Below are 19,476 nucleotides of genomic sequence, written 5' to 3'. Positions count from 1 at the left end.
GAGCAGGCCAGAGATGGTCTGTTCCTACCCAACTTTCTGACCATCGATAGGCGTGTGACCCCCACCGCGGGCAGATGGCACGCAGGAAGCCCGGACTAATAAGATGGCATTGAAATCCCCCGCGTTTCGTAAAAAATTCCCGTTGCTGGTTACCGGCGGTTTGCTGGCTCTGCAACCTCTTGCCACCCCGTTCGCGGTCGCCGCGGAACAGTATGACTGTTCTGTCTCTGCTTCCGGTGCCTGGGACTGTGCGCCCAAAACCACTACGGCCCAGTTGCCACCTCGCCCCGTGCATGACGGTAATGCCGAGGCTTTGGGCACTGCCGCCACGGCGGACAGCGGTTCCAGCAGCGAGAAGGCTGCGGGCCCGGTACTGGTCACCGAGGCCAAGGGTCGTGGTCTGAAGTCGCGCAGTGCCGACTACAGTCACCTCGACTGGGTCCCGCGTGACAAGCTGACGCCTGCCCAGTTGGCCGAAACCGGTCCTTATTGCTCTGGTTCCTATATCGAACCGATTCGTCCTGGCATGAATGACACGACGAATAAAAGTGATGCGCCGACCTTCATCGGGGCCAAGGCCTCGCGTTATGAACAGGACAAGCAGGTCGCGACACTGGCCGGCGACGTGGTCATGCGCCAGGGCAGCATGCAGGTCGAGGCTGATGAAGCCAGCCTGTACCAGGCGGAAAACCGTGGCGAGCTGAACGGCAACGTTCGTGTTCGCGACCAGGGCGCCCTGCTGGTCGGTGACCATGCCGAGGTGCAGCTGGACACGGGTGAATCGCGGGTCGACAACGCCGAATACGTGATGCACAAGTCGCGGGTCCGCGGTAACGCGCTGTACGCCAAGCGCGCCGAGAACTCGATCATTCGCCTCAAGGACGGTACGTACACCACGTGCGAACCGAACAGCAACGCCTGGCAGCTCAAGGGTAATAACATCACCCTGAACCCGGCGACCGGTTTCGGTACGGCGACCAACGTGACCTTGCGGGTCAAGGACATTCCGGTTCTCTATACCCCGTACATCTACTTCCCGATCGACGATCGTCGCCAGTCCGGTTTCCTGCCGCCGAGTTTCTCCAGCGACAGCACCTCAGGCTTCAACCTGACCACGCCTTACTACTTCAACCTGGCACCGAACTACGACGCCACGTTGTATCCGCACTACATGAGCAAGCGCGGCCTGTTGACCGAGGGCGAGTTCCGCTACCTGACCAAGTCCAGCGAAGGGCAGTTCGGCGGTGCATTCCTGAGTGACGAAAGTAACGACCGTTCCAAGCAGTCGGACGCGACCAAAGATCGCTACATGGTCAACTGGCAGCACAAGGGCGGCTTGGATTCACGTGTACTGACCACGGTCGACTACACCAAGATCAGCGATCCGTATTACTTCCAGGACTTGCAGAGCTATCAGGTCGGTGTCAGGAACGCTGACTATGTGAATCAGCAGGCGACAGCAAGCTATCGCGGCGATGACTTCACCGCCCAGTTGAACGTGCAAGCCTATGAGTTGGCGAGCGTGTCCGTTATCACGCCGTACAACCGCCTGCCACAGCTCACTTTCAACGGAACCTTACCTTATCACCCCGAAGGGCTCAATTTCACTTACGAAACTGAAGCCGTTCGCTTCGAACGTAGTTTGCAGACAGGCAACTACTTCGACAAGGATGGGGGACCGTTCGATGTAAACGGCAACAGTGTGGGCACGCCTCGTCTGGATACCAACGTGATTGGTTTGGCCCGTGCCAACGGCGACCGCCTGAACCTGAAACCAGGTGTCAGCCTGCCGCTGAACTGGACATATGGTTTTGTCACTCCGTCGCTCAAGTACCAGTACACCCAATACGAGTTGGATCTGGGTTCGCAGGGTAAGGCCGATATCGTGAACGCTCAGTTCGCTGCGGCTCAGGCGGGCACAAATTACATCGGCGGAACCTACAGCAGCTCGCAAAGCCGTGGCGTCCCTATCGCCAGCATCGACAGCGGCCTGTACTTCGACCGCAACACCGAACTGTTCGGCACCAACTATCGCCAGACCCTGGAACCGCGCCTGTTCTATCTCTATGTTCCAGAGAAAGACCAGAAAGACATTCCCGTGTTCGATACCGGCGAATACAGCTTCAACTATGCCTCGCTGTTCCGTGAAAACCGTTTCTCCGGCAACGACCGCGTCGGTGACGAGAACAAGCTGTCCCTGGGTGTCACCAGCCGCTGGATCGAAGACAACGGTTTCGAACGTCAGCGCGTGAGTGTCGGCCAGGCTTACTACTTCAAAGATCGAACCGTGCAATTGCCAGGTGTCGACTTCAATACCCGTGCCGACGCCAAGACCAATGTCTCGCCGTACGCCCTGGAATACGCCTACAACTTCAACCGCGACTGGCGCGCCACGGCCGACTACAACTGGGATCCGAAAAGTCACCAGCCACGTTCCGGCAGCGCGATGTTCCACTACCAGCCTGAAGACAACCCGAACAAGGTTATCAACGCCGGCTATCGCTATCGCAACGACCAGGTGATCTACAACCAGAACACTGGCCAATGGCAGTTCGGCGGCGACTACGGCACACCTGGCCAACCCGGCTACGTGAAGGACTACTACAAGATCGAGCAGCACGACTTCTCGGTCATCTGGCCGGTCGTTCCACAGTGGAACGTCATCAGCCGCTGGCAGTACGACTACAACCGCAACCGTACCCTGGAAGCCTTCGGTGGCTTCGAGTACGACAACTGCTGCTGGAAGCTGCGCCTGATCAACCGCTACTGGGTCCAGTATGACGAGTTCAGTCAACAGGCTCCGCAAAACGAACGAGGCGACCACGGTATCTTCCTTCAGTTTGTACTGAAGGGCCTGGGTGGCGTCATGGGCAACAAAGTCGAGAGCTTCCTCGACAAAGGCATCCAAGGTTATCGTGAACGTGAAGATCAAGCTTTCTGATTGTCTGCGCCCGCTGATGCTGGGCGCGCTGGTCCTGAGTGCGGCGGTTCACGCCGCTGTGCAGCCCCTCGACAACGTCGTGGCCATCGTCGACAACGATGTGATCATGCAGAGCCAACTGGACCAGCGTGTCCACGAGGTTCAGCAGACCATCGCCAAGCGCGGGGGCGGCGTGCCGCCCACCAGCGTCCTCGACCAACAGGTCCTGGATCGCTTGATCGTCGAAAACCTGCAATTGCAGATCGGCGAGCGCTCGGGTATTCGCATCAGCGATGATGAGTTGAACCAGGCCATTGGCACCATTGCCCAGCGCAACAACATGAGCATCGATCAATTCCGCGCGGCCCTGACCCACGACGGCCTCTCCTATGAGGACGCCCGTGACCAGGTTCGCCGGGAAATGATCATCAGCCGTGTGCGTCAGCGTCGTGTCGCCGAGCGGGTCCAGGTGTCGGAGCAGGAAGTGAAGAACTTCCTCGCCTCGGACCTGGGCAAGATGCAGCTCTCCGAAGAACTGCACCTGGCCAATATCCTCGTGTCGACCCCGGACAGCGCCAACTCGCAAGTCATCCAGGCCGCCGCGACCCAGGCCCAGGACCTCTACCGGCAACTCAAGCAAGGCGCTGACTTCAGTCAGTTGGCCATTGCCCACTCCGGCAGCGATAACGCCCTGGAAGGCGGCGACATGGGCTGGCGCAAGCCGGCTCAATTGCCACCACCGTTCGACCACATGCTCAGCAGCATGGCGGTTGGCGACATCAGCGAACCGACACGCACCCCAGGGGGCTTCATTATCCTGAAGGTCCTGGAGAAGCGCGGTGGCGAAACGCAGATGCGCGACGAAGTGCATGTTCGTCACATCCTGATCAAGCCCAACGCCATTCGCAGCGAAGCCGACACCCAAGCCCTGGCGCAGAAGCTCTACGAGCGGATCTCCAACGGCGAAGACTTCGCTACGCTGGCCAAGAGCTTCTCGGAAGACCCGGGCTCGGCGCTTAACGGCGGCGACCTGAACTGGGTCGACCCGAACGCACTGGTACCGGAATTCCGCGAAGTGATGGCCAAGACCCCGCAAGGTGTCCTGTCCAAGCCGTTCAAGACCCAATACGGCTGGCACGTACTGGAAGTCCTTGGCCGTCGCGCCACCGACAGCACCACCCAGGCACGCGAACAGCAAGCCATGACCGTGCTGCGAAACCGCAAATACGATGAAGAGCTGCAAACCTGGCTGCGTCAGATCCGCGACGAAGCCTACGTTGAAATCAAGCTCCCCGGCGCGGAACAGGCGCCAAAGTGAAACCCCGGCGTTTCGCGTTGACACCCGGCGAGCCGGCGGGCATTGGTCCAGACCTTTGCCTGCTGCTCGCCTCGCAACCCCAGCCTTACCCCCTGATTGCCATTACCAGCCGCGACCTGCTTTCCGAGCGGGCCGCGCAACTGGGCGTGGCTGTCAATCTGCTACCTGTGGCGCCAGGCCAGTGGCCCGACCAACCGGCAGCGGCGGGTAACTTGTATGTCTGGGATACCCCGCTGGCGAACCCGGTCATCGCAGGGCAACTGGACCAGGCCAATGCCGCCTTTGTCCTGGAAACCCTGACCCGTGCCGGTCAAGGCTGCCTGGACGGCGATTTCGCCGGCATGATCACCGCCCCGGTGCACAAAGGCGTGATCAACGACTCCGGGATCGCCTTTTCCGGCCACACCGAATTCCTCGCCGACCTGACCCACACCCCCCAGGTGGTGATGCTGCTGGCAACCCGGGGGCTGCGCGTGGCCCTGGTGACCACCCACCTGCCCCTGCGGCAAGTCGCCGATGCGATTACCCCAGAGCGCCTGGAGCGGGTCACCCGTATCCTGCATGGCGACCTGCGGGAAAAGTTCGGCATTGCCAACCCTCGTATCCTGGTCTGCGGGCTCAACCCCCATGCCGGCGAAGGCGGGCACCTGGGTCACGAAGAAATCGACATCATCGAACCGACATTGGAGCGCTTGCGCGGCGAGGGCATGGACCTGCGTGGCCCGCTGCCTGCCGACACTCTGTTTAACCCCAAATATCTGGAGCACTGCGACGCGGTGCTGGCGATGTACCACGACCAGGGCCTGCCCGTGCTGAAATACAAAGGTTTCGGCGCCGCAGTCAACGTGACCCTGGGCTTGCCGATCATCCGCACGTCGGTCGACCACGGCACCGCCCTGGACCTGGCCGGCAGCGGCAACATCGACACCGGCAGCCTGCAAGTCGCCCTGGAAACCGCCTACCAGATGGCCGAGACCCGTTTATGACCGAGCAATACCAACACCGGGCGCGCAAGCGTTTCGGGCAAAACTTCCTGCACGACGCTGGCGTGATCGACCGCATCCTGCGCGCCATCCATGCCAAACCCGATGACCGCCTGCTGGAAATCGGCCCGGGCCAGGGCGCCCTGACCGAAGGCCTGCTCAACAGCGGTGCACAACTGGATGTCGTCGAGCTGGACAAGGATCTGGTACCGATCCTCAATGAGCAATTCGGCAGCCGAGCCAATTTCAACCTGCACCAGGGCGATGCGCTGAAGTTCGACTTCACCAGCCTGAACCCGGCACCCAACAGCCTGCGGGTGGTCGGCAACCTGCCCTACAACATCTCCACGCCGCTGATCTTCCACCTGCTGCACAACGCCAGCCTGATTCGCGACATGCACTTCATGCTGCAAAAGGAAGTGGTCGAGCGCCTGGCTGCCGGTCCTGGCGGCGGCGACTGGGGACGCCTGTCGATCATGGTCCAGTACCATTGCCGCGTGGAGCATCTGTTCAACGTCGGCCCGGGCGCCTTCAACCCGCCGCCCAAGGTCGACTCGGCCATCGTGCGCCTGGTACCCCACGCCGTCCTGCCCCACCCGGCCAAGGATCATCGCCTGCTGGAGCGCGTCGTGCGCGAAGCCTTCAACCAGCGTCGCAAAACCTTGCGCAATACCCTCAAGGCGCTGCTCAGCAACGCCGAGATCGAAGCCGCCGGCGTCGACGGCAGCCTGCGTCCGGAACAGCTCGACCTGGCCGCCTTCGTGCGCCTGGCCGACAAACTCAGTGAGCAAGCCGTCACCGCCCCCGACGTCGACTGACCCCATCGGTAGCAGGCCAGCGCGCATGTCTGGCCTACTACCCGGGACTTGACCTAGACTGGGCTTCGTCCAGCGTCTCTTGCGCTTCAGCTTCCAAGGCCTCTTGCATGTCCGATCCTCGTTACCAGGTCGACGTCAGCGTCGTCACCCGCTTCCTTGCAGAACAATCGCAACCCGAGCAGAACCGCTTTGCCTTTGCCTACACCATCACGGTGCGGAACAACGGCGAACTGCCCGCCAGGTTGATGTCGCGGCACTGGGTGATCACCGATGGCGACGGTCACGTGGAAGAAGTTCGCGGTGCCGGTGTCGTCGGTCAGCAACCGCTGATCGAGGTCGGCCAGAGCCATACCTACAGCAGCGGCACGGTGATGACGACGAAAGTCGGCAACATGCAGGGCACCTACGAGATGGTGGCCGAGGACGGTAAGCGCTTCAACGCCGTGATCGCCCCCTTCCGCCTTGCCGTACCCGGGGCCCTGCACTGATGGCGGTGTATGCCGTCGGTGACCTGCAAGGCTGTCTGGAACCGCTCAAGTGCCTGCTCGAACGCGTCAAGTTCGACTCTACCCGCGATAAGCTGTGGCTGGTGGGCGACCTGGTCAACCGGGGCCCGCAATCCCTGGAGACCCTGCGCTTTCTCTACGGTATGCGCGAATCGCTGGTCTGCGTGCTGGGCAATCATGACCTGCACCTGCTCGCCGCCGGGCACAATATCGAGCGCCTGAAAAAAAGCGACACGCTACGCGAGATCCTCGACGCCCCGGATCGGGCCGATCTGCTGGACTGGCTGCGCCGCCAGAAGCTGCTGCACCACGACGCCGAGCGCAACGTCGCCCTGGTCCACGCCGGCATCCCCCCCCAGTGGACGCTGAAGAAAGCGCTAAAATACGCCGCCGAAGTGGAAACCGCCTTGCGCGACGACAACCTGCTGACGCTTTTCCTCGACGGCATGTACGGCAATGAGCCGAACAAGTGGGACGGCGATCTGCAGGGCGTGGCCCGCCTGCGGGTGATCACCAACTATTTCACGCGGATGCGCTTCTGCACCGCCGACGGCAAGCTCGACCTCAAGGGCAAGGAAGGCGCCGACACCGCCCCCCGCGGCTACGCCCCCTGGTTCAGCTACAGGGAGCGCAAGACCCAGGGCCTGAAGATCATCTTCGGCCACTGGGCCGCCCTTGAAGGCCGATGCGACGAGCCCGGGATCTTCGCCCTCGACACCGGTTGTGTCTGGGGCGGGGCCATGACCCTGATGAACGTCGATACCGGCGAGCTTCTGACCTGCAAGTGCGATGCCCAGGGTGGCGTTGCTCCGCCACCGACCCTGGCCGAGCGCTTCCGGGCCTGGTTATATCGCTAGACTGTACGACCTACCTGCCCCAGATGGAGCCCATCATGACCGAATTCAAACGTATCCCGCCCGAACAAGCCCAGGCCCTGCGCGAGCAGGGCGCCGTGGTCGTCGACGTCCGCGACCCACAGACCTTTGCCCTGAACCACATCAGTGGCGCCCGGCACCTGGACAACCACAACATCGCCGATTTCATTCGCGCCGCCGACCTCGACGCGCCCACGGTGGTGTGCTGCTACCACGGCAATTCGAGCCAGAGCGCGGCCGCCTACCTGGTCAGCCAGGGCTTCAGCGATGTCTACAGCCTGGACGGTGGCTTTGAGCTGTGGCGCACGACCTATCCGTCAGAAATTGCTCAAGATATTTCCGAATAATTTTTTTCTGCCGCTGGAGCCCGCGGGATTCGCGGGCTAGAGCCTTTCCTGACGAACGGTCAGGCGTAACTAATTGCTCATCTTGACTTGCCCCCGCCGATTCCGAACTATCCTTAAGCGCAGGCCATCCAAATCAGGGGAGAGCCGGTACACCGGCGTACGGGTCATCGGTAGTAATTTTCAAAGTGATCATCGCTTTGAAGGTGTTCTGGGGGGTAAACGGCAACGGCTTTCGCGGTTGCATGCCAGCACTGGACTGACTGATCCGGCACCGGCTCCACGTATCGAGCGAGGTGACGTCATGAGCATTTTCAGCCATTTCCAACAACGCTTCGAATCCACACGGCAAGAAGAACTCACGCTGCAGGAGTACCTTGAGCTGTGCAAAAAGGATCGCAGTGCTTACGCGTCGGCAGCTGAACGGCTGCTACTGGCAATCGGCGAACCCGAACTGCTGGATACGTCCACCAACTCACGGTTGTCGCGCATCTTCTCCAACAAGGTGATCCGGCGCTATCCGGCCTTTGAAGACTTCCACGGGATGGAAGAATGCATCGACCAGATCGTTTCGTATTTCCGCCACGCCGCCCAAGGCCTGGAAGAGAAGAAACAGATCCTTTACCTGCTCGGCCCCGTCGGCGGCGGTAAATCGTCCCTGGCCGAAAAGCTGAAACAGCTGATCGAGAAGGTCCCCTTCTACGCCATCAAGGGCTCGCCGGTTTTCGAATCGCCCCTGGGGTTGTTCAACGCCACTGAAGACGGCGCGATCCTCGAGGAAGACTTCGGGATTCCACGGCGCTACCTGAACACCATCATGTCGCCCTGGGCGACCAAGCGCCTGGCCGAATTCGGCGGCGACATCAGCCAGTTCCGGGTGGTCAAGCTCTACCCCTCGATCCTCAACCAGATCGGCGTGGCCAAGACCGAACCGGGCGACGAAAACAACCAGGACATCTCAGCCCTCGTGGGCAAGGTCGATATCCGCAAACTGGAAGAGTTTCCACAGAACGACGCCGACGCCTACAGCTACTCGGGTGCCCTGTGCCGGGCCAACCAGGGCCTGATGGAGTTCGTGGAAATGTTCAAGGCACCGATCAAGGTGCTCCATCCATTGCTCACCGCGACCCAGGAAGGCAACTACAACAGCACCGAAGGCCTGGGGGCCATTCCGTTCACCGGGATCCTGCTGGCCCACTCCAACGAATCGGAGTGGCACACCTTCCGTAACAACAAGAACAACGAAGCCTTCATCGACCGGATCTACATCGTCAAGGTCCCGTACTGCCTACGGGTCAGCGACGAAGTGAAGATCTACGACAAACTTCTGTTCAACAGCTCCCTGGCCAAGGCCCACTGCGCACCCGACACCCTGAAGATGCTCGCCCAGTTCACCGTGCTCTCGCGCCTCAAGGAGCCGGAAAACTCGAATATCTACTCGAAAATGCGCGTCTACGACGGCGAAAACCTCAAGGACACCGACCCGAAAGCCAAGTCGATCCAGGAGTACCGCGACAGCGCCGGTGTCGACGAAGGCATGAATGGCCTGTCGACCCGTTTCGCCTTCAAGATCCTCTCGAAAGTCTTCAACTTCGATCCCCACGAGATCGCCGCCAACCCGGTGCATTTGCTGTATGTGCTGGAGCAGCAGATCGAACAGGAACAGTTCCAGGCCGAAACCCGTGAGCGCTACCTGCGCTTCCTCAAGGAATACCTGGCACCACGCTATATCGAGTTCATCGGCAAGGAAATCCAGACCGCGTACCTGGAGTCCTACAGCGAGTACGGCCAGAACATCTTCGACCGCTACGTGCTGTACGCGGACTTCTGGATTCAGGATCAGGAATACCGCGACCCGGAAACCGGCGAAATCCTCAACCGCGTGGCCCTGAACGAAGAGCTGGAGAAAATCGAAAAACCGGCCGGTATCAGCAATCCGAAGGATTTCCGCAACGAGATCGTCAACTTCGTCCTGCGTGCCCGGGCCAACAACAATGGCAAGAATCCGACCTGGCTCAGCTACGAGAAGCTGCGGGTGGTGATCGAGAAGAAAATGTTCTCCAACACCGAGGATCTGCTGCCGGTCATCAGTTTCAACGCCAAAGCCAGCAAAGAGGATCAACAGAAGCACAACGACTTCGTCACCCGCATGGTCGAACGTGGCTACACCGACAAACAGGTACGACTGCTCTCCGAGTGGTACCTGCGGGTCAGAAAATCGCAGTAGTAACGGCAGCTGCAAGCGGCTCGCGACAAGCCGCAGGCACGTTTATCGACGTGCCTGCGGTGCAGGAGCTGACCGCTTGTCTTTAAGCTTCCAGCTTGGCGCTTGAAGCTTGTAACTTGAAGCTGTCCGGAGGGCTCCTCATGAGCTATGTGATCGACCGACGTCTCAATGGCAAGAACAAGAGCACGGTGAACCGTCAGCGCTTCCTGCGGCGTTACCGTGACCATATCAAAAAGGCTGTCGAGGAAGCCGTGAGCCGGCGCTCCATTACCGATATGGAGCATGGCGAGCAAATCAGCATCCCCGGCCGCGATATCGATGAACCCGTGCTGCACCATGGCCGTGGCGGCAAGCAGACCGTGGTGCATCCCGGCAACAAGGAATTCACCAGCGGCGAGCATATCCCCCGGCCACCCGGCGGCGGTGGCGGCCGTGGTCCGGGCAAGGCCGGCAACTCGGGCGAAGGGATGGACGAATTCTCCTTCCAGATCACCCAGGAAGAGTTTCTCGAGTTCATGTTCGAGGACTTGGAGCTGCCGAACCTGGTCAAACGCAACCTCACCGGCACCGACACCTTCAAGACCGTTCGCGCCGGGATCAGCAACGAGGGCAACCCCTCGCGCATCAACATCATCCGCACCCTGCGCTCGGCCCACGCGCGGCGGATCGCCCTGTCCGGCAGCAGCCGGGCCAAACTCAAGGAAGCCAAGGCCGAGCTGGAGCGTCTGAGACGCGAAGAGCCGGACAACTTCGGCGATATCCAGGAGATCGAGGCGGAAATCGAGAAACTCAGTGCGCGTATCCATCGCATTCCGTTCCTCGACACCTTCGACCTCAAGTACAACCTGCTGGTCAAGCAACCCAACCCCAGTTCCAAGGCCGTGATGTTCTGCCTGATGGACGTGTCCGGCTCCATGACCCAGGCGACCAAGGACATCGCCAAACGCTTCTTCATCCTGCTGTACCTGTTTCTCAAGCGGAACTACGACAAGATCGAAGTGGTGTTCATCCGCCATCACACCAGCGCCCGGGAAGTCGACGAGGAGGAGTTCTTCTACTCGCGGGAAACCGGCGGCACCATTGTTTCCAGTGCACTGAAGCTGATGCAGGAAATCATGGCCGAACGCTACCCGACCAATGAATGGAACATCTACGCCGCCCAGGCTTCCGACGGCGACAACTGGAACGATGACTCGCCCATCTGCCGCGACATCCTGATCAACCAGATCATGCCGTTCGTGCAGTACTACACTTACGTAGAGATCACCCCCCGCGAACATCAGGCCCTGTGGTACGAATACGAACGCATCAGCGAGGCGTTCGGCGATACGTTTGCCCAGCAGCAGCTGGTGTCGGCCGGCGATATCTACCCGGTCTTCCGTGAACTCTTCCAGCGCAGGTTAGTGACATGACCGCCAGAGAGCCGAAACAACAGAAACGCCAACCCCTCTCCACCGGTTCGGAGTGGACCTTTGAGCTGATCCAGGCCTACGACCGCGAAATCAGTCGTATCGCCAATCGTTATGCCCTGGATACCTACCCCAACCAGATCGAAGTCATTACCGCCGAACAGATGATGGACGCCTATGCCTCCGTCGGCATGCCCCTGGGTTATCACCATTGGTCCTACGGCAAACACTTTCTAAGTACGGAAAAGTCCTACAGCCGCGGCCAGATGGGCCTGGCCTACGAGATCGTGATCAACTCGGACCCGTGCATTGCCTACCTGATGGAAGAAAACACCATCTGCATGCAGGCACTGGTGGTGGCCCATGCCTGCTATGGCCACAACAGCTTCTTCAAGGGCAACTACCTGTTCCGCACCTGGACCGACGCCAGCTCGATCATCGATTACCTGGTCTTCGCCAAGCAGTACATCATGCAATGTGAGGAGCGCCATGGCATCGACGCGGTCGAAGACCTGCTCGACTCCTGCCACGCCCTGATGAACTACGGCGTCGACCGCTACAAACGCCCCTACCCGATTTCCGCCGAAGAGGAGCGGCGCCGGCAGAAGGACCGCGAAGAGCACCTGCAAAAGCAGATCAACGACCTGTGGCGCACCATTCCCAAGGGCGCGGACAAGTTCAGCGACAAGGACAATGCACGCTTCCCCGCCGAACCCCAGGAAAACATCCTCTATTTCATCGAAAAACACGCACCGCTGCTGGAACCCTGGCAGCGGGAAATCGTCCGAATAGTGCGCAAGATCGCCCAATATTTCTACCCGCAACGCCAGACCCAGGTGATGAACGAAGGCTGGGCGACGTTCTGGCACTACACCCTGATGAACGACCTCTACGACGAAGGCCTGGTCACCGACGGCTTCATGATGGAGTTCCTCACCTCCCACACCAGCGTGGTCTTCCAACCGGGCTTCGACAGCCCCTACTACAGCGGCATCAACCCCTATGCCCTGGGCTTTGCCATGTACCGCGACATTCGGCGGATGTGTGAATCCCCCACGGAAGAAGACCGTCGCTGGTTCCCGGACCTGGCCGGCAGCGACTGGCTCTCGAGCATCAAGTTCGCCATGAGCAGTTTCAAGGACGAGAGCTTTATCCTGCAGTACCTGTCACCCAAAGTGATTCGCGACCTCAAGCTGTTCAGCATCCTCGATGACGACCAGCGCGACGACCTGCTGGTGCCGGCCATCCATGACGAAGGCGGCTACCGGATCATCCGTGAAACCCTGGCCGCCCAGTACAACCTGGGCAACCGCGAACCCAACGTGCAGATCTGGAGCATCGACCGCCGCGGCGACCGCTCACTGACCCTGCGTCACCAGCAACACGACCGCAAACCCCTGGGCGACTCCACCGAGGAAGTGCTCAAGCACCTGCACCGCCTCTGGGGCTTCGATATCCACCTGGAGACCCTGCAAGGCGACCAGGTCATGAAAACCCATCACGTCCCACCCAAGGGCGATCACGGCGAAGGGGAGTACGGTCGACTGGACCTGGCCGTGATTCATCTCTGAGCAGCTCCTCACCTCCGTTGACGCGATTCACGGGTTATCCTGTCGTGCCAACGGAGGTTTTTCATGCAGATTTATAAAGTCGGCGGCGCGGTTCGCGATCGCCTGCTGGGTCAGCCGGTTACCGATATCGACTGGGTGGTGGTAGGTGCCAGCGCCGAAGAGATGCTTGCCAAGGGGTTTCGCCCGGTCGGTGCGGACTTTCCAGTTTTTCTTCATCCATCCAGTGGCGAGGAATACGCCCTGGCCCGAACCGAACGCAAAAGCGGACGCGGTTATGGCGGGTTCACGTTCCACGCCAGCCCCGATGTCACCCTGGAAGAGGACCTGATCCGCCGGGACCTGACCATCAACGCCATGGCTGAAGACGAGCACGGCAAGCTGACCGACCCCTATCACGGCCAGGCGGATCTCGCCGCCCGCCTTCTACGTCATGTTTCCCCCGCATTTGCCGAAGATCCCCTCCGGGTTCTGCGCGTTGCCCGCTTTGCCGCGCGCTATGCCGCCATGGGTTTCAAGGTGGCCCCCGAGACCCTGGCCCTGATGCGCCAACTGGCCGAATCGGGCGAACTGCAGGCCCTGACACCAGAGCGCAGCTGGAAAGAAATCTCCCGGGCCCTGATGGAAGACCAGCCCCAGGTGTTTATCCAGGTGTTGCGCGACTGCGGCGCGCTCACCGTGCTGTTTCCGGAAGTCGACGCGCTGTTCGGGGTGCCGCAACCCGAGGCCCATCACCCGGAAATCGACAGCGGCGTACACACCCTGAGCGTCCTGGAGCAAGCCGCACGCCATCAGCAACCACTGACCGTGCGCTGGGCCTGCCTGCTGCACGACCTCGGCAAGGGGCTGACACCCGAAAGCGAGTGGCCCAAGCATATTGCCCACGAGTTCAAGGGCCTGAAGCTGATCAAGGCGGTGAACGAGCGCTACAAGGCGCCACGCGACTGCCAGGAACTGGCCTTGCTGGTGGGCGAATACCACACCCATGGCCATCGTGCCCTGGAGCTCAAGGCCTCGACCTTGCTGGAGTTGTTGCAGAGTTTCGATATCTATCGACGCCCGCAGCGTTTCGAGGAATTTATCGCCGCGTGCGAGATGGATGCGCGGGGGCGCCTGGGGCTGGAGGAGCGGACTTATCCACAGGCGGACTATTTACGCGGGGCTGCGACGGTCGCCAAGGCAGTCGCGGTTCAACCGCTGCTGGAGCAAGGCTTCAAGGGGCCGGAGTTGGGTGAAGCCCTCAAGCGCGAGCGCCTGAAAGCCCTCAAGGCCTACAAGGAGCAGGCCGCAGGCTAGATGCGCAAAAGATCAGGGGGCGTCAGTTGCCCCCCACGCCATTCAAACGCCACCGGGGCCAGCACCTGATCGATCTGCGTCTCTTCCCACAACATTGCGAAAGACTTCCCCGCCTCTGGATGCAAACGGTCCGGCGCAATCAGCGCCAACGGCCACAACACAAAGGCATTCTTGAGAATTTCCGCCCGCGGCAGGATCAGCCCGTCGAAATTCCCGACCTGCTCACCATACAACAGCACATCGATATCCAGCGGCAGGCCCTTGCGGTCCGGCGCATAACGGCCATTGTCGGCCTCGATGAACTTCAACCGGCGGTCCAGCTCCAGCAACGGCAGGTCGGTAAACGCCGACACCACCAGATTGAAGAACGGCCCGCTCTTGATGCCCACCGGCTGGCTTTCGAACACCGCCGAACAGCGGATATCCACCAGAAACGCGGCCAGTGCGTCCAACCCGGCACACAAGTGGGTTTCGCGCTCGATATTACTGCCGAGCCCGAGATAAACCTGAGTTAGCGACATCCGCGCTCAATCTCCACGCCCACGCCCCTGGCCGCCGCAACGGCCCCCGGCTTGGTCAGTTTGAGGTGCAACCAGGGAATCTGGAACTCGCTCATCAGCACCTGGGCCAGACGTTCGGCGAAGGTTTCCACCAGTTGGAACTGCGACTGCTCGGCAAACAGCTGGATGCGCGCAGAAACACTCGCATAATCGAGAGCCAGGCTCAGATCGTCGCCGGCCGCCGCCGGGCGGTTGTCCCAGGCAAAACTGAGATCAAGGCGCAGGCACTGACGGATGCCGCGCTCCCAGTCATAGGCACCGATCACGGTGTCGACTTCCAGGCCCTCGATAAACACTCTGTCCAAGCACTTCTCTCCGCAGCACGACAAGGGCGCAATGCGCCGTTAGAATCAGGGCGTCCCCGCCCGGAATAGTTAGCATGTTTTGGTTACTGGCGATCCTCGCCTACCTGCTCGGCTCTCTGTCCTTCGCCATTTTGCTCAGCCGCCTCACGGGAAATCCCGATCCGCGAATGAGTGGCTCGGGCAATGCCGGCGCGACCAACATGCTGCGCCTGGCCGGCAAGAAGCTGGCCATCCTGACCTTGCTCGGCGACCTCTGCAAAGGCCTGCTGCCGGTGCTGATCGCCGGCTACGCCGGGCTGTCGCTCCAACAGCAAGCCTGGGTCGGGCTCTGCGCCGTCCTCGGCCACCTGTTTCCGTTGTACTTCCGCTTTCGCGGCGGCAAAGGCGTCGCCACGGCCGCCGGCATGCTGCTGGGGCTGTATCCCCCCGCTGCCCTGCTGGCCCTGCTGACCTGGCTGCTGACCGTCTACCTCACCCGCACCAGCTCGCTGGCCGCCCTGATCGCCACGCCACTGACCCTGCCGCTGCTGGCCTGGCAGGAACCGGCCGCATTGCTGCCGATGAGCGTGGTGACCGGGCTGATCGTCTGGCGCCATCGCGGCAATTTACGCGACCTTTTCGCAGGGCGCGAACGACATTTCTGATCCTGATCGTGAAGGTGACTCACGCGCCACCTTGCACCGATCCCACTCAAATCGCCGACAACTGCTCCATCGGCCAGCGTGCCTGCACGCTGATCGCCAGGCTTTCCTTCTGTCCGGCCTGCAAGCGCTGGCACCCGGCAAACGCAATCATCGCGCCATTATCGGTGCAGAACTCGGGACGGGCATAGAACACGTCGCCCTTCATCTCACCGAGCATCTTTTCCAACGAAACACGCAGGGCCTTGTTGGCGCTGACGCCCCCGGCGATCACCAGGCGCTTCATGCCCGCCTGCTTCAACGCACGCTTGCATTTGATGGTCAAAGTCTCCACCACCGCCTGCTGGAAGGCCAGCGAGATGTCGCAACGGGTTTGCTCGCCGTCGTCTCCAGTGCTCGCGCACTGCTGCCAGGTATTCAGGGCGAAGGTTTTCAAACCACTGAAACTGAAATCCAGCCCCGGGCGATCGCACATCGGCCGCGGGAAGACGAAGCGCCCCGCCACACCCTGCTCGGCCAGGCGGGCGATTTCCGGACCGCCCGGATAATTGAGCCCCATCATCTTCGCGGTCTTGTCGAAAGCTTCCCCGGCCGCGTCATCCAGGCTTTCCCCCAGCAACGCGTATTGGCCGATGCCATCGACCCGAACCAGCTGCGTGTGCCCGCCGGAGACCAACAAAGCGACGAACGGAAACTCCGGCGGTCGCTCCTCCAGCATCGGCGCCAGTAAATGGCCTTCCATGTGATGCACACCCAGGGCCGGTATATCCCAGGCAAAAGCCAGGGCCTGGGCGCACGAAGCCCCGACCAGCAAGGCCCCGACCAGGCCCGGACCGGCCGTGTAGGCAATTGCGTCGATCTCGGTCGGCGCGCAGTCGGCCTCGGCCAGAACCTGGCGGATCAACGGCAGCATGCGCTTGACGTGATCGCGCGAGGCCAGCTCCGGCACCACGCCACCATAGGCGCGATGCAAGTCGATCTGACTGAACAACGCATCGGCGAGAAGCCCGCGTTCACTGTCATACAGCGCGACGCCGGTTTCGTCGCAGGAGGTTTCTAATCCCAGTACTAGCATGGGTTTGCGCCTTGTAGAGGCTAGATTCGAAGGCGCGCATAATAGTCGTCACTCCAGGCCCCTACCAGCGGTTTTCGATCAGAGGCTTTGCATTCCGCGTCATGAGGGGTTAACATCCGCAACCCTTAAAAACCGACGATCTCCAGTGCGCTTTTGCCTGAGGACGTCGACCCCGGTAATGAATGAAGGTAGCTCTGGATGCCAGCCGTCAAAGTTAAAGAGAACGAACCCTTCGACGTAGCTCTGCGTCGTTTCAAGCGCTCCTGCGAAAAAGCCGGTGTTCTGGCTGAAGTTCGTAGCCGCGAATTTTACGAGAAGCCGACTTCGGAGCGTAAGCGCAAGGCAGCAGCTGCTGTTAAGCGTCACGCCAAGAAAGTTCAGCGCGAACAGCGCCGCGCCGTTCGTCTGTACTAATACACAGACGTTCGTTGCAAGCTTCTGCCAAGCCCGGCCCTCAGCCGGGCTAATGGCATTTGCGGATATCGCTTGATGCTTCACCGTCGAAGCCGCCGATGCGACCCAGACGAACCTGCTTGACCCCGTCAGACCTGGCACTTGCCAGCGGTGCGCGTCTTTCTGACGAGCCTTCCAAGGCTACCGACGAGCACACCCTTTCCGTTCCAGCTATCGAGCACTCTGCGATGATGAGAACGCCATGGCCGGGCTAATTCCCCAAAGCTTTATTGACGACCTTCTCAACCGCACCGACATCGTCGACGTGGTGAGTTCCCGTGTGCAACTGAAAAAAGCCGGCAAGAACTACACCGCCTGCTGCCCGTTCCACAAGGAAAAGACACCATCCTTCAGCGTCAGCCCGGACAAGCAGTTCTACTACTGCTTTGGCTGCGGCGCTGGCGGCAACGCCCTCGGCTTCCTCATGGACCACGACAACCTGGATTTCCCCCAGGCGATCGAGGACCTGGCCAAAGCCGCCGGCATGGAAGTACCCCGCGAGGAAAGCGGACATGCGCGCAAACCGCGCCAGCCGACCGATTCGCCGCTCTACCCGCTCCTGACCGCGGCCGCCGACTTCTATCGCCAGGCCCTGAAAAGCCATCCGGCGCGCAAGGCGGCGGTGGACTACCTCAAGGGCCGCGGCCTGACCGGTGAAATCGCCCGGGATTTCGGCCTGGGCTTTGCCCCGCCGGGCTGGGACAACCTGTTCAAGCACCTGTCCAGCGACACCCTGCAGCAGAAAGCCATGATCGACGCCGGCCTGCTGATCGAGAACGCCGAAACCGGCAAGCGTTATGACCGTTTCCGCGACCGCGTGATGTTCCCCATCCGCGACAGCCGCGGCCGGATCATCGCCTTCGGCGGCCGGGTGCTGGGCGACGACAAGCCGAAATACCTGAACTCCCCGGAAACCCCGGTGTTTCACAAGGGCCAGGAACTCTACGGCCTGTTCGAGGCGCGCAAGAACAACCGCAACCTCGACGAAATCATCGTCGTCGAAGGCTACATGGACGTCATCGCCCTGGCCCAGCAAGGCCTGCGCAATGCCGTCGCGACCCTGGGCACCGCCACCAGCGAAGAACACCTCAAGCGCCTGTTCCGCGTGGTGCCCAACGTATTGTTCTGCTTCGACGGCGACCAGGCCGGCCGCAACGCCGCCTGGCGCGCACTGGAAGCGACCCTGAGCAGCCTGCAGGATGGCCGCCGCGCGCGCTTCCTGTTCCTGCCCGAAGGCGAAGACCCGGACACCCTGATTCGCGCCGAAGGCACCGACGCCTTCCGCGCCCGGATCAACCAGCACGCGCAGCCCCTGGCGGATTACTTCTTCCAGCAACTGACCGAAGAAGCCGATCCACGCTCGCTGGAGGGCAAGGCGCACATGGCCACCCTCGCCGCGCCGTTGATCGACAAGGTGCCGGGCGCCAACCTGCGCACCCTGATGCGCCAGCGCCTCACCCAGATCACCGGCCTGACCCACGAAACCGTCAGCCAACTGGTGCACAGCGCACCGGCCGACGCGCCGCCGGCTTATGACCCCGGTATCGACTATGACGCCATGCCCGACTATTCGGACTATCATGTTCCCCAGCAGGAGGCTTACGCGCCCCAGCAGGAGTGGACGCCGAAAAAGCCCGGTGCGGGCGGCAAGAAGTGGGACAAGAAGCCCTGGGACAAGAACGGCAAGCGCGGCGGCGACCGCGACGAGCCCCGCGGCCCGCGCATCCCGGCCGCCGTCGAGCCGCCGACGCTCACCGCCCTGCGCACCCTGGTCCATCACCCGCAACTGGCCGGCAAGGTCGAGACCGCCGGTCACCTCGCGGACGAAGAAAACACCCATGCACAGCTGCTCGTGGCCTTGCTCGAAGCCGTGCAAAAGAATCCTGGGCTAAGCTCATTTCAACTGATATCGCGTTGGCACGGCACTGACCAGGGTCGATTACTCACCCGTCTGGCGGAAAAGGAGTGGCTGATTGAAGGAGAGAACCTTGAACAACAGTTTTTCGACACCATAACCAGCTTGTCAGCCCGTCAAACCGAGCGAAAGCTGGAACAACTCATCAGGAAGTCGCGACAAGGCGATTTGAGCGCTGAAGACAAAATTCAGCTGCTTGAGCTGCTAAAACGCAATCTTCCTGCATCAAACCCGACCTCAACTGGCGCGTGAGGTCATAGCTC

At 61.1% G+C, this 19,476-nt stretch carries 17 protein-coding genes; 14 read left to right on the top strand and 3 right to left on the bottom strand.

The features are described 5' to 3' along the window. Window positions 1–103: 103 nt before the first annotated feature. The 11 genes from M5C01_RS23540 to M5C01_RS23490 all read left to right on the top strand — a co-directional run bounded on the left by M5C01_RS23540 (window position 104) and on the right by M5C01_RS23490 (window position 14,264). Window positions 104–2,941, top strand: a complete 2,838-nt coding sequence (locus M5C01_RS23540; RefSeq protein ID WP_152741046.1) for an LPS-assembly protein LptD — start codon at window positions 104–106, stop codon at window positions 2,939–2,941. Further along, complete coding sequence (locus tag M5C01_RS23535) at window positions 2,922–4,238, top strand: peptidylprolyl isomerase (RefSeq protein WP_177103796.1); 1,317 nt, start codon at window positions 2,922–2,924, stop codon at window positions 4,236–4,238. The genes M5C01_RS23540 and M5C01_RS23535 overlap by 20 nt, the downstream gene beginning before the upstream one ends. Then, window positions 4,235–5,224 (top strand): 4-hydroxythreonine-4-phosphate dehydrogenase PdxA, encoded by a 990-nt coding sequence (gene pdxA / locus M5C01_RS23530; protein WP_178129954.1) that lies wholly within the window; start codon window positions 4,235–4,237, stop codon window positions 5,222–5,224. Before M5C01_RS23535 ends, pdxA begins: the two co-directional genes overlap by 4 nt. Then, the gene (gene rsmA / locus M5C01_RS23525; RefSeq protein WP_152741047.1) at window positions 5,221–6,039 is read left to right on the top strand and encodes a 16S rRNA (adenine(1518)-N(6)/adenine(1519)-N(6))-dimethyltransferase RsmA; all 819 of its coding nucleotides are present in this window, start codon (window positions 5,221–5,223) and stop codon (window positions 6,037–6,039) included. The genes pdxA and rsmA overlap by 4 nt, the downstream gene beginning before the upstream one ends. 107 nt (window positions 6,040–6,146) lie before the next feature. Further along, window positions 6,147–6,527: a Co2+/Mg2+ efflux protein ApaG gene (apaG, locus tag M5C01_RS23520; RefSeq protein ID WP_103495712.1), complete on the top strand. Its 381-nt coding sequence runs from the start codon at window positions 6,147–6,149 to the stop codon at window positions 6,525–6,527. Then, the gene (locus M5C01_RS23515) at window positions 6,527–7,402 is read left to right on the top strand and encodes a symmetrical bis(5'-nucleosyl)-tetraphosphatase (protein WP_152741048.1); all 876 of its coding nucleotides are present in this window, start codon (window positions 6,527–6,529) and stop codon (window positions 7,400–7,402) included. Before apaG ends, M5C01_RS23515 begins: the two co-directional genes overlap by 1 nt. 35 nt (window positions 7,403–7,437) lie before the next feature. Beyond that, window positions 7,438–7,767, top strand: a complete 330-nt coding sequence (gene glpE, locus M5C01_RS23510) for a thiosulfate sulfurtransferase GlpE (RefSeq protein WP_103495710.1) — start codon at window positions 7,438–7,440, stop codon at window positions 7,765–7,767. Between the two features lie 301 nt (window positions 7,768–8,068). Beyond that, a complete protein-coding gene (locus tag M5C01_RS23505; protein ID WP_017128689.1) occupies window positions 8,069–9,991 on the top strand; it encodes a PrkA family serine protein kinase in 1,923 nt (640 codons plus the stop codon). Between the two features lie 140 nt (window positions 9,992–10,131). After that, the gene (locus tag M5C01_RS23500; RefSeq protein WP_103495709.1) at window positions 10,132–11,403 is read left to right on the top strand and encodes a YeaH/YhbH family protein; all 1,272 of its coding nucleotides are present in this window, start codon (window positions 10,132–10,134) and stop codon (window positions 11,401–11,403) included. Then, window positions 11,400–12,971, top strand: a complete 1,572-nt coding sequence (locus tag M5C01_RS23495; RefSeq protein WP_152741049.1) for a SpoVR family protein — start codon at window positions 11,400–11,402, stop codon at window positions 12,969–12,971. The genes M5C01_RS23500 and M5C01_RS23495 overlap by 4 nt, the downstream gene beginning before the upstream one ends. A 63-nt stretch (window positions 12,972–13,034) precedes the next feature. Continuing rightward, a complete protein-coding gene (locus M5C01_RS23490; protein ID WP_152741050.1) occupies window positions 13,035–14,264 on the top strand; it encodes a multifunctional CCA addition/repair protein in 1,230 nt (409 codons plus the stop codon). Here the strand turns inward: M5C01_RS23490 and folK are convergent. After that, entirely contained in the window at window positions 14,261–14,785 is a 525-nt protein-coding gene (gene folK / locus M5C01_RS23485) for a 2-amino-4-hydroxy-6-hydroxymethyldihydropteridine diphosphokinase (protein ID WP_152741051.1), read from the bottom strand. The genes M5C01_RS23490 and folK overlap by 4 nt on opposite strands. Further along, on the bottom strand, window positions 14,776–15,129 hold the full coding sequence (gene folB, locus M5C01_RS23480) for a dihydroneopterin aldolase (RefSeq protein WP_100938508.1): 354 nt from the start codon (window positions 15,127–15,129) through the stop codon (window positions 14,776–14,778). The genes folK and folB overlap by 10 nt, the downstream gene beginning before the upstream one ends. 74 nt (window positions 15,130–15,203) lie before the next feature. Between folB and plsY the strand changes: the two genes are divergently transcribed. After that, the gene (plsY, locus tag M5C01_RS23475; protein WP_152741052.1) at window positions 15,204–15,773 is read left to right on the top strand and encodes a glycerol-3-phosphate 1-O-acyltransferase PlsY; all 570 of its coding nucleotides are present in this window, start codon (window positions 15,204–15,206) and stop codon (window positions 15,771–15,773) included. 46 nt (window positions 15,774–15,819) lie between these two features. Here the strand turns inward: plsY and tsaD are convergent, their stop codons facing one another. Then, entirely contained in the window at window positions 15,820–16,845 is a 1,026-nt protein-coding gene (gene tsaD, locus M5C01_RS23470; RefSeq protein ID WP_103495704.1) for a tRNA (adenosine(37)-N6)-threonylcarbamoyltransferase complex transferase subunit TsaD, read from the bottom strand. A 198-nt stretch (window positions 16,846–17,043) separates the two neighbouring features. Here tsaD and rpsU point away from each other — a divergent pair, with 198 nt between their 5' ends. Further along, complete coding sequence (gene rpsU / locus M5C01_RS23465) at window positions 17,044–17,259, top strand: 30S ribosomal protein S21 (RefSeq protein ID WP_002551877.1); 216 nt, start codon at window positions 17,044–17,046, stop codon at window positions 17,257–17,259. A 241-nt stretch (window positions 17,260–17,500) separates the two neighbouring features. Beyond that, entirely contained in the window at window positions 17,501–19,465 is a 1,965-nt protein-coding gene (gene dnaG / locus M5C01_RS23460; RefSeq protein WP_152741053.1) for a DNA primase, read from the top strand. The last annotated feature ends 11 nt before the right edge of the window (window positions 19,466–19,476 follow it).

Source organism: Pseudomonas sp. MWU12-2319 (assembly GCF_023242525.1).
GTDB lineage: Bacteria > Pseudomonadota > Gammaproteobacteria > Pseudomonadales > Pseudomonadaceae > Aquipseudomonas > Aquipseudomonas gingeri_D.
Note: the sequence above shows the minus strand (reverse complement) of the source record. Positions and strands in the feature narration are given on the sequence as shown.

What these genes read in the sequence shown, in the direction of transcription:
- M5C01_RS23540 (WP_152741046.1), top strand. Translation starts at nt 104, where the DNA reads ATGGCATTGAAATCCCCCGCGTTTCGTAAAAAATTCCCGTTGCTGGTT.
- rsmA (WP_152741047.1), top strand. Translation starts at nt 5,221, where the DNA reads ATGACCGAGCAATACCAACACCGGGCGCGCAAGCGTTTCGGGCAAAAC.
- apaG (WP_103495712.1), top strand. Translation starts at nt 6,147, where the DNA reads ATGTCCGATCCTCGTTACCAGGTCGACGTCAGCGTCGTCACCCGCTTC.
- M5C01_RS23515 (WP_152741048.1), top strand. Translation starts at nt 6,527, where the DNA reads ATGGCGGTGTATGCCGTCGGTGACCTGCAAGGCTGTCTGGAACCGCTC.
- glpE (WP_103495710.1), top strand. Translation starts at nt 7,438, where the DNA reads ATGACCGAATTCAAACGTATCCCGCCCGAACAAGCCCAGGCCCTGCGC.
- M5C01_RS23505 (WP_017128689.1), top strand. Translation starts at nt 8,069, where the DNA reads ATGAGCATTTTCAGCCATTTCCAACAACGCTTCGAATCCACACGGCAA.
- M5C01_RS23500 (WP_103495709.1), top strand. Translation starts at nt 10,132, where the DNA reads ATGAGCTATGTGATCGACCGACGTCTCAATGGCAAGAACAAGAGCACG.
- M5C01_RS23495 (WP_152741049.1), top strand. Translation starts at nt 11,400, where the DNA reads ATGACCGCCAGAGAGCCGAAACAACAGAAACGCCAACCCCTCTCCACC.
- M5C01_RS23490 (WP_152741050.1), top strand. Translation starts at nt 13,035, where the DNA reads ATGCAGATTTATAAAGTCGGCGGCGCGGTTCGCGATCGCCTGCTGGGT.
- folK (WP_152741051.1), bottom strand. Translation starts at nt 14,785, where the DNA reads ATGTCGCTAACTCAGGTTTATCTCGGGCTCGGCAGTAATATCGAGCGC.
- plsY (WP_152741052.1), top strand. Translation starts at nt 15,204, where the DNA reads ATGTTTTGGTTACTGGCGATCCTCGCCTACCTGCTCGGCTCTCTGTCC.
- tsaD (WP_103495704.1), bottom strand. Translation starts at nt 16,845, where the DNA reads ATGCTAGTACTGGGATTAGAAACCTCCTGCGACGAAACCGGCGTCGCG.
- rpsU (WP_002551877.1), top strand. Translation starts at nt 17,044, where the DNA reads ATGCCAGCCGTCAAAGTTAAAGAGAACGAACCCTTCGACGTAGCTCTG.
- dnaG (WP_152741053.1), top strand. Translation starts at nt 17,501, where the DNA reads ATGGCCGGGCTAATTCCCCAAAGCTTTATTGACGACCTTCTCAACCGC.